Origin of the sequence: Aquitalea palustris (assembly GCF_003693445.1) — a bacterium.
Lineage (GTDB): Bacteria > Pseudomonadota > Gammaproteobacteria > Burkholderiales > Chromobacteriaceae > Aquitalea > Aquitalea palustris.
Map to the genome: position 1 here is coordinate 1 of NZ_RFAR01000041.1, position 12,249 is coordinate 12,249.

Below are 12,249 nucleotides of genomic sequence, written 5' to 3' on the forward strand. Positions count from 1 at the left end.
TAGAAGCCCAGCTCAATCGAGCTGGGCTTTTTGCATTGCATCGCCCATCTTGCTTTCAATTGTGACGGGTCGTGTCGTGAAAATAGCCGCTAAGAAGCGGCTATTTGCGTTTATTAGTTTATCTGGTGCTTAGTTTGTTCTGCTGCTTGATAGCAAACGTATAGCCAGCAGCGAGAAAGCCGATGCTAACAAGTAGTTTGGCCAGCGCTGACTATCGTTTCGTTTCAGCCTGCTCGACAAGGTATGGGCAGAGAAGATGACGCAACTATTAACTATTAGTCCAAGCAAATTAAGGACCGTAGCGAGTGCCAGTGTCTGCCAGAAAATTGAACCAGCACGAGGATCCATGAATTGTGGAAATAGTGCCAAGACAAATAGAGCCATTTTCGGGTTGAGCAGATTGCTTACCAGACCTTGCTGGAATAGCCGGCGATTGTTGTAGCGAGCTTTAGCTTGCAGATTGTCTGGGCAAGCGCTTTTCCGTCGCAGTGTTTGCCAGGTGAGGTAAAGCAGGTATGCGGCTCCCGTAATGCGGATCAAGTCGTAGGTGATGGGAAGCAGTAATAGCAATTGGGATAGGCCAACGGCCATGGCTAATGCATGCCCATAGGTTCCTGTTTGGATGCCAAGCAAGGTTGCAAAGCCAGCTTGACGGCCTTGACTGATGGTCCTGCTGCAAATCAGCAGCATGTCGGGGCCGGGTGTTGCGGTTAGTGCTAGAGCAGCAAGAGAAAACAGACTTAGGGTGGTTAAGCTGATCATGCTATCCCTTTCGTTTGCAAACGACGAAAGGGATAGCAGTCTACCGGCGCAGTATTACCCACGCAACCATGAAAAAGCCGCCTGAAAAGGCGGCGTTGTTGTTACTGAGCAGGATGCTAGTTGGACGGTGGCATTTCCCAGCCTCCGCCCAGGGCCTTGTACAGGCTGATGGCGGCGTTCAGGCGATCCAGCTTGGCATTGACCAGATTCAGCTCGGCCTGGAAGGTGTTGCGCTCGGCATCCAGTACATCCAGATAGCTGGAATAGCCGTTGTCGTAGCGCAGCGTCGCCAGATGTAGCGCCCGGTTAAGGGCAGTCAACTGGGTGGTCTGGGCTTCCTGTACCTCACGCGCCGCGCTGCTGGCAACCAGTGCATCCTGTGTTTCCTTGAAGGCGGTCTGCACCGATTTCTGGTACTGGGCCAGTGCCTGGCGCTGGCGGGCGCTGGCAGCATCAACATTCAGGCCGGTCTGGCCGAAGTTGAAGATGGGTGCCGTGGCGTTGCCGACAAAACTCCAGGTACGAGTGGCACCGCTGAACAGGGTTTCCATCGACAGGCTTTGCGAGCCCAGTGCTCCGGTCAGGCTGATGCTGGGGAAGTAGGCTGCCTTGGCCACGCCGATACGGGCATTGGCGGCGATCAGCTGTGCTTCGGCCGCTGCCAGATCCGGGCGGCGTTCCAGCAGGCTGGAGGACAAATCGGCCGGAATGCTGGGTGGTACATTCAGCAGGTCAATGGCCTGGCCCCGCTGTAGCTTGCCTTCTAGCAGTTCGCGTGGCGTGCGGCCCAGCAAGACGGCCAGCGCAGTTTCAGTTTGCTGCAGTGACTTGCTCAATTGCGGAATGGTGGCACGTGCCGAGGCAGCTTCCGATTCAGCCTGGCGCATGTCCAGCTCGGAGGTCATGCCGCCCTTGAAGCGCTTCTGGCGGAGCTGCAATGAAGATTCGCGGCTGTCCAGCGTGCGTTTGGCGATATCCAGCTGTGCATCGAAGGCGCGCATCTGGAAATAGGTTTGCGCCACCTGGGCGCTGAGCGACAGTCTGGCTGCATCGCGATTGTACTGGCTGGCTGCCAGGGTGGCGCGTGCCGCTTCGCTGCTGCGGCGCAGCTTGCCCCACAAGTCCAGTTCCCAGCTGGCCGTGAGATTGGCCGTGCGGACATCGGCAATCAGCGGGCTGCCGGCGGTGGTGGTTTCTGCTGATGTGCGGGCGCGCTGATAGCCGGCATTGGCCGCAAGGCTGGGTAGCAACTGGGCGCGAGCAATGCCGGCCAGTGCAGCGGCTTCATCTACCTGAGCGGCTGACAGCGCCAGATCCTGGTTGTGTTGCAGGGCTTCGCTAATCAGCTGATCGAGCACCGGGTCGTTGAACTGCTGCCACCAGTCGCTGGCTACGCTGGCCTGCTGCGTTGTCGTGCTGGCCGGCAGGTCGAACTTGGGCCGGCTGTAGTCCGGGCCAACCGCGCAGGCCGTGAGGGCCAGGCTTAGCAGCAAGGGGAGAGTGCGCTTACGCATGGTCCTTGCCTCCTGCCTCGCTCGCAAGCTGAGGCGCTTTTCGTTTGGAAAATTTCATGATCACCATGAAGAACATGGGGATGAAGAAGGTGGCGATGAAGGTGGCTGCCAGCATGCCGCCAATCACCCCGGTACCGATGGAGTGGCGGCTGGCCGAGCCTGCACCGCTGGAGATGGCCAGCGGTACGCAACCCAGCACGAAGGCGAGCGAAGTCATCACGATGGGGCGGAAACGCAGTCGTGCTGCCGCCAGGGCGGCGTCGGCCAGCTCCATGCCTTCTTCCATCTTCATCACGGCAAATTCGACGATCAGGATGGCATTCTTGGCGGCCAGGCCGATCAGCGTCACCAGTGCCACCTGGAAGTACACGTCGTTGGCCAGTCCGCGCAGCCAGTTGGCCATCAGCGCACCGAATACGGCAAACGGTACGGCCATCAGCACGCTGATCGGCAGACTCCAGCGCTCGTATTGCGCCGCCAGGATCAGGAACACCATGATCATGCCGAAGGCAAACACCATCACCGACGAGCCGCTGCTGGATTTCTCCTGGAAGGCTGAGCCGGTCCAGGCCAGGCTATAGCCTTCCGGCAGGGTTTCCTGCGCGACTTCTTCCATCGCCTTGAGTGCATCACCCGAGCTATAGCCCGGAGCCGGACCACCGACAACCTTGGCCGCCGGGAAGATGTTGAAGCGTTCCAGGCTTTCCGGGCCGGTGGTTTGTTCCACATTCACCAGCGCGGTGAGCGGGATCATATTGCCATCCTGCGAGCGGACATAGATATTGCGCAGGTCATCCACCTTGCTGCGGAAATCGGCTTCGGACTGCAGCTGTACGCGGAAGGTGCGGCCAAACTTGTTGAAGTCGTTGACATACAGCGCACCAAAAGTGCTTTGCATGGTGTCGAACACGGTATTGATCGGCACATTCAGCGACTTGGCCTTGGCCCGGTCCAGTTTGACGAACAACTGCGGCACGCTGGCCGAGAAGGTGGTTTGCACCCCCTTCAGTTCCGGCCGTTTGGCTGCGGCTTCCACCAGTTTCTTGGTGATGCTGCCCAGCTCCACGGCGCTGCCGCCGGCGCGCGACTGCACATAGCTTTCAAAACCACCGGTATTGGACATGCCGGAGATCGGTGGTGGATTGAAGGCCAGCACGATGCCGTCGCGAATGCCCATCATGCCTTTGCCAAAGACATCCTTGACCACCGCCTGTGAGGACAGATCGGGTGTCTTGCGCTCGTCCCACGGTTTGAGGGTGATGAAGGACACGCCGGCATTGGTGCGGTTGCCGCCGGAGAGGATGTCAAAGCCGGCGAAGGACATGCGGTCTTTCACTGCCGGGTTGCTGGCCATCATGTTATCCAGCTTGTCCATGGTGGCCTCGGTACGTTGCAGCGAGGCACCATCAGGCAAGATGGCCACGGCCAGGATATAGCCCTGGTCTTCATCCGGGGCCAGGCTGGACGGAATGGTGCGGAACAGCCCGACGCTGAGCACGATCAGGCCGGCAAACAACAGCAGGCCGAGCAGCGCACGCTTGATCAGGAAGCTGACGCCTGCGGTGTAGCGTGCAGTCTGGCGGTCAAACCAGCTGTTGAACCAGACAAAGAAGCGGGCCGGATGCTGATGGCCTTCCTTCAGGATCAGTGCGCACAGCGCCGGGGTCAGCGTCAGGGCCACCAGGCCGGAGATGGTGACCGACACCGCAATGGTGATGGCGAACTGCTTGTACATCTGACCCGCGATGCCGCCCAGGAAGGCGACCGGGATAAATACCGAACACAGCACCAGCACAATGGCGACCAGCGCGCCGGACACTTCTTCCATGGCCTTGAAGCTGGCCTGCAGCGGGCTGAGCTTTTCCTCGGTCATCAGCCGTTCGACGTTTTCCAGCACCACGATGGCATCATCCACCACGATGCCGATGGCCAGCACCATGCCGAACAGCGTCAGCGTATTGATGGAAAAGCCGAACAGATACATGCCGGCAAAGGTACCAACGATGGACACCGGTACCGCCAGGCAGGGAATCAGCGTGGCGCGCCAGTTCTGCAGGAACAGGAAGACCACGGCGAATACCAGCAGCATGGCCTCGGCCAGGGTGTGGTAGACCTCGTTGATCGACACTTCGACAAACTTGGTGGTGTCGTAGGGGATGCCGTAGCTCATGCCCTTGGGGAAGCTGACGGACAGCTTCTGCATTTCAGCTTCCACCGCCTGTGCCGTGGCCAACTGGTTGGCACCCGGCGCCAGGAAAATCCCGATAGGAATGGTGGGCCGGCCATTGTGGCGACCGTTGAAGTCGTAGGACAGTGCCCCCAGTTCGACCCGTGCCACGTCTTTCAGGCGTACCGCCGAGCCATCGCTATTGGAGCGCAGGATGATGTTTTCAAACTCTTCCGGCTCGGACAGGCGGCCCTGGGTGGTGACGGTATAGGTAAAGTCCAGCTTGCCCGGCTGGGGTTCGGCACCGATCTTGCCGGCGGCGAACTGGGCATTCTGTTCCTTGATGGCGTTGGATACGTCGCTGGGGGTCAGCTTGAGCTGGGCCAGCCGGTCTGGCTTCAGCCAGATCCGCATCGAGTAATCCTGGCCGGCAAAGTTGACCACATCACCCACGCCCGGTACCCGTTTCAGTTCGTCCACCACGTTCAGCAAGGCATAGTTGCTGATGAACAGGGTGTCGTAACTGTTATCCGGTGAATACAGCGAAATCACCTGCAGGATGGAGGACGATTTCTTGGTGACGTTCACCCCCTGGCGGCGGACTTCTTCCGGCAGTTGCGAGGTAACCGACTGCACCCGGTTGTTGACGTTGATGGTGGCCTGGTCAGCGTTGGTGCCGATCTTGAACGACACGCTGAGCGACAACTTGCCGCTACTGGAACTGACCGATTGCACGTACAGCATATTGTCCACACCGTTGATGGCCTGCTCCAGCGGAGCGGCCACGGTGTTGGCGATGACTTCGGCCGAAGCACCCGGATAGCTGGCGGTCACCTGGACCACCGGCGGTACGATCTCCGGGTATTGCTCGATGGGCAAAGCCTTGATGGCAGCCAGACCGGCCAGCATGATGATGATGGAAATCACGCTGGCAAAGATCGGCCGCCTGATGAAAAAGGCGGAAAACATGGCTCAGGACCTCTTAAGCGGGTTGCTTGGCAGCAGGAGCGCTGGCGTCGGCCCGGTAGGGCTGCGGTTTGACTTCGGCCCCCGGGCGCAGCTTGATGATGTTGTCCACCACCACCTGCTCACCCGGCTTGAGACCGCTTTCCACCAGAACTTCCAGGCCCACGTCCTGCGACACGGTGATTGGCCGCGGTTGGACCTTGTTGCCTTCGCCCACTACCCACACCATCTTGCCTTGCTGGGTGGTCAGCACTGCGCGCTGTGGCACGGCGATGGCATTGATGCGCTCGGCTCCCTTGAGGATGACCCGCACAAACTGCCCCGGCAGGATCTTGCCCTGCGGATTGGCCAGCGAGGCACGCGAACGGATGGTGCCGGTGGTGCTGTCCACCAGGCTGTCGGTGAAGTTGAGGAAGCCGCTGTGGTCGAACAGGCTGCCATCTGCCAGCTTGAGTGCCACTTCAAAGTGGCCGTTGTCTTTCAGCTTGAGCAAGCCCTTGTCCTGTAGCTTGCGCAGGTTCATCTGATCGCTGTCCGACATGCTGAAATTGACGTAAATCGGGTCCAGCTGGGAAATCTTGGTCAGCAGGCTGCCGTCGGCGCTGGTGGACACCAGGCTGCCCTCGGAACGGGTTTCCTGGCTGGTCATGCCGGAGATCGGCGCGGTAACGCGGGTGTAGTCCAGATTGATCTGCGCTTCTTTCAGCTTGGCGCGTGAAGCCGCAACTTGTGCCTGTGCAGCCTGATAGGCGGCGACAGCATCGTCACGGTCTTTCTGGCTGACGGCATTTTCCTTGAACAAGGGCATCACGCGCTCGTAATCCTGGCGTGTGCTGGCGAGCTGGGCTTCCTGCACTTTCAGTGCGGCTGCGGCTTGCTCCAGCGTGGCCTGATAAGTGGCCGGGTCCAGCTGGAACAACAAATCGCCCTGTTTCACCGGGCGACCTTCGGTATAGGCCCGCTTGAGCAGGATGCCGCCCACGCGGGCGCGCACTTCCACTTCGCGTGAGCCGGCGGCCTGGCCAACATATTCAAAATTCACCGGGATATTGCGTGCGCTAATATTGATGACCGATACCGGCATGGGCGGCATGGCAGTTTGTGCCGCAGGATCAGCTTTTTGGCCGCAGCCGGCAAGGCTGGCAGCAAGGGCGCTCAATAACAGCCATTTGCCAGGCCGCGCGGGCAGGGAAAGTGAGTGCATAGACATGGAATGTCCTCGACAAGTTGAAGTGAAAATCTGCTCCCCTTCAAGCTGCGCAGGCCCCGACAGGGCGGCAGGCAGGGGCATCTTGTTAGTTTCAGTGCTGTCTACTGTATTGATTGTCATGCTGGCCTGTATGCAAGGTGACATAGTCATGTGACAGGCAGCAAGGGAGAGTGCGCATTCTATATACATACATGTACGTATGTAAAATGGCGTTAATACGAATACAGCATCAATTTCTGATAAATAAAGACAATAATTCAGAAAATTCGTTCTTATCTCTGCATGAAAGCAAAAAAATCTTAAAAATCACCGCTATGTCAGGGGGAGATTCATCGCCATGGCTGCTGCGCAAATGTACTTAAAAAACAACACCTCCGGCTTCGGACTCGCGCTGCGCATACCGCAAGCAGGCTGGAGAAAGCAGGTCGCCAGCGCGGACTCAATTTGCTCCGTGAGGCTGCTGGCAGAGGGAGGCGTGATGTGGTGAGCACGCCTGTCGGCTGCACCGGCAAGGGGCGGGGGATGGTGGCTGTGCAAGGGCTGCGTCTTGTCTTGTCGGCACACGCCAACAAGGACACAACTTTTCCCTAGGCCGGAAGGGCGGCGGTATAATCGCTCTCTTTTTTCCGAGCATTCTCCAACCACATGCCTTCGGCCATCGAAATACAAGCGGTCAGCAAGCGCTATGGTGCGCTGCAGGCGCTGGATGACGTCAGCTTCCGCGTGGAAGCCGGCGAATTTTTTGCCTTGCTGGGTCCCAACGGGGCTGGCAAGACCACCCTCATTTCAGCCATGGCCGGCTTGTCGCGGCCGGATAGTGGCAGTATCCGCATCATGGGCCATGACGTGGTGCGCGATTTTCGTGCCGCGCGCATGAGCCTGGGGGTGGTGCCGCAGGAGCTGGTATTCGATCCCTTCTTGTCGGTACGGGAAACCCTGCGTTTTCAATCCGGCTATTTCGGCCTGACCCGTAACGACGACTGGATTGACGAGCTGCTGTTCAAGCTGGGGCTGGCCGACAAGGCCAATGTCAATTTGCGCGCATTGTCCGGCGGCATGAAGCGCCGCGTGATGGTGGCGCAGGCGCTGGTGCATCGCCCGCCGGTGATGGTGCTGGATGAGCCGACTGCCGGGGTGGATGTCGAACTGCGCCAGAGCCTGTGGGCCTTCGTCAAGGAGTTGAACGAAGCCGGCCATACCATTGTGCTGACCACGCATTATCTGGAAGAAGCCGAAACCCTGTGCAACCGCATTGCCATGCTCAAGCGCGGCAAGCTGGTGGCGCTGGAGAGCAAGGACAAGCTGTTGCAGCATGGCAAGGAGCGCGAGGTGGCATTCAAGCTGGCAGCACCCTTGCCGGATAGCCTGCTGCCCAGCAAGGTGCGCGAGGAGGATGGGCGCATCGTGCTGAAGCTGACGGATCTGAGCCAGCTGGAAGGCGTGCTGGCCACGCTGCGCGAAGCTGACGTACGTGTGCGCGAACTGAATGTGGTGGAGGTGGATCTGGAAAGTGTGTTCGTGAACATGATGCACGGGGGGCAAGGCTGATGCAGGGCTTCCTGACTTTATTCCGCAAGGAGCTGGTGCGTTTCTGGAAGGTGTCCTTCCAGACCGTGGCCGCGCCGGTGCTGACGGCGCTGATGTACCAGCTGATCTTTTCCCATGTGCTGTCGCGCCATGCCGAGGCCTATCCGGGTGTGGGCTATACCGCCTTCCTGATTCCGGGCCTTGCCATGATGTCGATGGCGCAGAATGCCTTTGCCAATAGCTCCTCCAGCCTGATTCAATCCAAGATCACCGGCAATATCGTGTTTCTGCTGCTGCCGCCGCTGACGGCGCTGGAGTTTTTTGCCGCCTATATGCTGGCCTCCATCGTGCGCGGTCTGGCTGTGGGTGCCGGGGTGCTGGTGGTGACGGCCTGGTTTGGCCTGCCGCTGCCCAGTCACCCAGGCTGGGCGCTGCTGTTCGGCCTGCTTGGCTGCGGTGTGCTGGGTACCCTGGGGGTGATTGCCGGTATCTGGGCGGAAAAATTCGATCAACTGGCTGCATTTCAGAACTTTTTGATCATGCCGCTGACTTTCTTGTCTGGCGTGTTCTACTCCATTAACAGCCTGCCGCCATTCTGGTATGCCGTATCGCATGTGAACCCGGTCTTTTTCATGATCGACGGTTTCCGTTACGGCTTTTTCGGCCAGGCCGACGTCAGCCCCTGGCTGTCGCTGGGCGTGGTTGGCGGCAGTTTTATCTTGCTTTCCGGGCTGGCTTTGTGGCTGATCAAATCAGGCTACAAGCTGCGCCATTAGGATGCGTTTTCAGGATGCACACATGATTTCCACCGAACAGGTCAAACAATACATCGCCGCTGGTCTTAACTGCTCCCATCTGGAAGTGGAAGGCGACGGCCACCATTTTTACGCTACCGTGGTGTCGGCGGAATTCGCCGGCAAGCGCCTGATCGACCGTCACCGTCTGGTGAAGGAAGTGATTGCCACCCGTCTGGCCAGCAATGAAATCCACGCCCTTTCCATCGTCAAGGCAGCCACGCCGGACGAGTGGGAAAAACTGCAAGGCTGATCCCCGATATGGACAAACTGAAAATCTGCGGCAATGGCCCGCTGAATGGCGAAATCCGCGTGTCCGGCGCCAAGAATGCGGCGCTGCCGATTCTGTGCACCAGCCTGCTGACTGCCGACACCATGCGCTTTACCAATGTGCCGATGCTGCGCGACATCTCCACCACCCAGAAGCTGCTGCAAGGCATGGGGGTGCGGGTGATGACCGACAATGTGCATGAAATGGAAATCACCGCCGATCATCTGGACAGCCTGGTGGCACCGTATGATCTGGTGAAAACCATGCGCGCTTCCATCCTGGTACTGGGTCCGACACTGGCGCGCTTTGGCGAGGCCACCGTTTCCCTGCCCGGTGGCTGTGCCATTGGCAGCCGCCCGGTAGATCAGCACATCAAGGGTCTGGTGGCCATGGGTGCCGAGGTGGTGATTGAGCATGGCTACGTCAAGGCCAAGGCCAAGCGCCTGCGTGGTGCGCACATCGTGATGGATGTGGTGACCGTGGGCGGTACTGAAAACCTGCTGATGGCCGCCGCACTGGCCGATGGCACCACCATTCTGGAAAACGCCGCGCGCGAGCCGGAAGTGACTGACCTGGCCAATTGCCTGGTGGCCATGGGTGCGCGCATCAGCGGCATCGGTACCAACCGGCTGGTGGTCGAAGGCGTAGACAAGCTGCATGGCTGTGAATACGCCATCATGCCCGACCGTATCGAAGCAGGTACCTTCCTGGTCGCTGCTGCCATTACCCAGGGCCATCTGATCCTGCGTAATGCCGCACCGCGCAGCATGGAGTCGGTGCTGGACAAGCTGGTGGAAGCCGGCGCGGTGGTCGAAGCCGGTGATGACTGGATTTCGCTGGATATGAAGCGCCGCCCCAAGGCCATCAATTTCCGCACCCTGCCTTACCCGGCTTTCCCCACCGACATGCAAGCCCAGCTGATGACGCTGAACTGCGTGGCGGAGGGTACCGGGGTGGTGACTGAAACCATCTTCGAAAACCGTTTCATGCATGTGCCGGAGCTGAACCGCATGGGCGCGCGCATCGAGGTGGAAGGCAATACGGCGGTGGTGCACGGGGTGGACAAGCTGTCCGGTGCCACGGTAATGGCAACCGACCTGCGCGCCTCGGCCAGCCTGGTGCTGGCCGGCCTGGTGGCGCAGGGCGAAACCATTGTCGACCGCATCTATCACCTGGATCGCGGCTACGAATATATCGAGAAAAAACTGGGCGCAGTCGGCGCGCAGATCGAACGCATCAGCTAGGACCTGTCGTTTGCGCCAGGCGTGACGTTTAGCGTTGCTTGGCAATAATTTGACCAAATATGGCATCAATACCGGGTAAATTCGGATTGATGCCATATTTTTTTGATCAAATCATAAGATTTTCTGTAAAAATGCCCTGAGGACCAATAATGAATGGTTAGTTCCAAAGGGGAAGTGCCCGGAGATTGCCCATAGCCGGCAAACCGGACCGCTACGGCGGCATCCCTGTCGACATCACAATAATCGAGCGGCAGACGGAGTTCTTATGTTGAAAACAATCAGGAACAAGATATTGATCGGCAGCGGCCTGCTGATACTCATCGGCTTTGCCTTGTTGATCGGGCTGAATGCCTATGCGCATTACCAGCAGGCACGGGAACAGGTACGCGATAATGCACGCCTGCTATCCGAGCGCGAGGCCGGCAATGTGCAGCGCTTGCTGGAGTCGTCCTATCACGCGGTAGAGACGCTGGCCGAAGCAGCTAGTGCAGTCAAACGCAATTTGCCGGCCAATGGCCGGCAGCTGGTGTCGGAGATGACCCGCGCCCAGCTGCCCCATAATCCGGATGCCGTTGGCTACTGGGTTATCTGGGACCCCGATGCCTTTGATGGGCGCGACAAGGAGCTGGCAGGCAGCGAGCACAATGACAAGCAAGGCCGCAGTGGCGTGTACTGGTTTAACAAGGGCGGCAAGGTGGATGTGGTATGGGGTGGCGAAGGTGTGGATGCCAGCGACTACTACAAGCTGCCCAAGGCCAGTGGCAAACCGGTCCTGACCGAGCCCTATGTGGATGAAGACATCAAGATCCTGATGGGCACGCTGGCCATTCCGCTGCAAGTGGATGGCAAGGTGCTGGGTGTGGCCGGTGTCGATCTGGCGCTGGGGCATTTGCGCGAGCTGGCGGCCAAGGTCAAGCCGTACGGCAGCGGTGCGATGAGCCTGTATTCCAATAAGGGCATCATGCTCGCCGGGCCGGAGCAAGGCCTGATCGGCAAGCCTGATCCGAGCCTGCCCGCCGAGATCAAGCAGGCTATCGAAAGCGGCAAGGAAGTGCAGTATGAAACGGCCGACGGCCTGTGGCATTTCGTGCTGCCGGTGCGGGTGGGGGATATCGCCCAGCCGTGGGCGGTGCGCATCAGCATTCCGCCGGCGGCAGCACTGGCGCCGGTGTGGGCGGCGACTTGGGAGTCGGTGGCCGTCAGTGTGGCCATTCTCTTGCTGATCCTGCTGTTGCTGGGGCTGACGCTAACCTATCTGCTGCGTCCGCTGGGCCGGCTGCAAAGTGCCATGACCGAGCTGGCCAGTGGCAGTGGTGATCTGACACGTCAGCTGGCCATTGTCAGCAGCGATGAAATCGGTGCCGCTGCTTCAGCCTTCAACCGCTTTACCGGCTCGCTGCATGACATGATGCTGGATGTGCGCGGCCACGCTGCCGGGGTATCCGGTTCGGTGCGCACCATGACGGTGGATATCGGCCAGATTCGCGATAGTTCGGCACGGCAATCAGAAGCGGCCAATGCTACCGCCGCCAGTGTGGAAGAGTTGTCGGTCAGCATCAGCCTGATTGCTGATGCCAGCAAGTCGGCCGAACGCCTGGCACATGAGGCCGGCGGCATGTCGGCGCAAGTGGCGGACAGCGTGCATGCCACCTCGCGCGAAATCAGTGGTATTGCCGATACCGTGCGTGGACTGGCCAAGGTCATGTCCGGTTTGCAGCAGCGCTCCGGAGACATCAGCAGCATCATCAACGTGATTCGGGATATTGCCGATCAGACCAATCTGCTGGCACTGAA

At 59.3% G+C, this 12,249-nt stretch carries 9 protein-coding genes; 5 read left to right on the plus strand and 4 right to left on the minus strand.

Annotation, left to right across the window (positions count from 1 at the left end):
- Window positions 1-129 precede the first annotated feature (129 nt).
- The 4 genes from EAY64_RS10350 to EAY64_RS10365 all read right to left on the minus strand — a co-directional run bounded on the left by EAY64_RS10350 (window position 130) and on the right by EAY64_RS10365 (window position 6,619).
- Window positions 130-762: a LysE family translocator gene (locus tag EAY64_RS10350; protein ID WP_103524698.1), complete on the minus strand. Its 633-nt coding sequence runs from the start codon at window positions 760-762 to the stop codon at window positions 130-132.
- A 116-nt stretch (window positions 763-878) separates the two neighbouring features.
- The gene (locus tag EAY64_RS10355; protein ID WP_103524699.1) at window positions 879-2,276 is read right to left on the minus strand and encodes an efflux transporter outer membrane subunit; all 1,398 of its coding nucleotides are present in this window, start codon (window positions 2,274-2,276) and stop codon (window positions 879-881) included.
- Window positions 2,269-5,412, minus strand: coding sequence for an efflux RND transporter permease subunit (locus EAY64_RS10360; RefSeq protein ID WP_103524700.1), 3,144 nt, complete (start codon window positions 5,410-5,412; stop codon window positions 2,269-2,271). Before EAY64_RS10360 ends, EAY64_RS10355 begins: the two co-directional genes overlap by 8 nt.
- Window positions 5,413-5,425: 13 nt before the next feature.
- Window positions 5,426-6,619 (minus strand): efflux RND transporter periplasmic adaptor subunit, encoded by a 1,194-nt coding sequence (locus EAY64_RS10365; RefSeq protein WP_226034465.1) that lies wholly within the window; start codon window positions 6,617-6,619, stop codon window positions 5,426-5,428.
- Between the two features lie 645 nt (window positions 6,620-7,264).
- Here EAY64_RS10365 and EAY64_RS10370 point away from each other — a divergent pair.
- From EAY64_RS10370 to EAY64_RS10390, 5 genes are all read left to right on the plus strand, one after another.
- Window positions 7,265-8,167: an ABC transporter ATP-binding protein gene (locus EAY64_RS10370; protein WP_103524702.1), complete on the plus strand. Its 903-nt coding sequence runs from the start codon at window positions 7,265-7,267 to the stop codon at window positions 8,165-8,167.
- Entirely contained in the window at window positions 8,167-8,922 is a 756-nt protein-coding gene (locus tag EAY64_RS10375; protein WP_103524703.1) for an ABC transporter permease, read from the plus strand. The genes EAY64_RS10370 and EAY64_RS10375 overlap by 1 nt, the downstream gene beginning before the upstream one ends.
- A 22-nt stretch (window positions 8,923-8,944) precedes the next feature.
- Window positions 8,945-9,193, plus strand: coding sequence for a BolA family protein (locus tag EAY64_RS10380; protein WP_059286005.1), 249 nt, complete (start codon window positions 8,945-8,947; stop codon window positions 9,191-9,193).
- Between the two features lie 8 nt (window positions 9,194-9,201).
- On the plus strand, window positions 9,202-10,455 hold the full coding sequence (gene murA, locus EAY64_RS10385) for a UDP-N-acetylglucosamine 1-carboxyvinyltransferase (RefSeq protein WP_103524704.1): 1,254 nt from the start codon (window positions 9,202-9,204) through the stop codon (window positions 10,453-10,455).
- A gap of 265 nt (window positions 10,456-10,720) precedes the next feature.
- Window positions 10,721-12,249 (plus strand): methyl-accepting chemotaxis protein (locus tag EAY64_RS10390; RefSeq protein ID WP_147456208.1); only part of this gene is annotated, 1,529 nt, incomplete at its 3' end.

Bases quoted from the DNA above. Each gene is read 5' to 3' on its own strand.
- EAY64_RS10350 (WP_103524698.1), bottom strand. From the start codon at position 762: ATGATCAGCTTAACCACCCTAAGTCTGTTTTCTCTTGCTGCTCTAGCA.
- EAY64_RS10355 (WP_103524699.1), bottom strand. From the start codon at position 2,276: ATGCGTAAGCGCACTCTCCCCTTGCTGCTAAGCCTGGCCCTCACGGCC.
- EAY64_RS10360 (WP_103524700.1), bottom strand. From the start codon at position 5,412: ATGTTTTCCGCCTTTTTCATCAGGCGGCCGATCTTTGCCAGCGTGATT.
- EAY64_RS10365 (WP_226034465.1), bottom strand. From the start codon at position 6,619: ATGTCTATGCACTCACTTTCCCTGCCCGCGCGGCCTGGCAAATGGCTG.
- EAY64_RS10370 (WP_103524702.1), top strand. From the start codon at position 7,265: ATGCCTTCGGCCATCGAAATACAAGCGGTCAGCAAGCGCTATGGTGCG.
- EAY64_RS10375 (WP_103524703.1), top strand. From the start codon at position 8,167: ATGCAGGGCTTCCTGACTTTATTCCGCAAGGAGCTGGTGCGTTTCTGG.
- EAY64_RS10380 (WP_059286005.1), top strand. From the start codon at position 8,945: ATGATTTCCACCGAACAGGTCAAACAATACATCGCCGCTGGTCTTAAC.
- murA (WP_103524704.1), top strand. From the start codon at position 9,202: ATGGACAAACTGAAAATCTGCGGCAATGGCCCGCTGAATGGCGAAATC.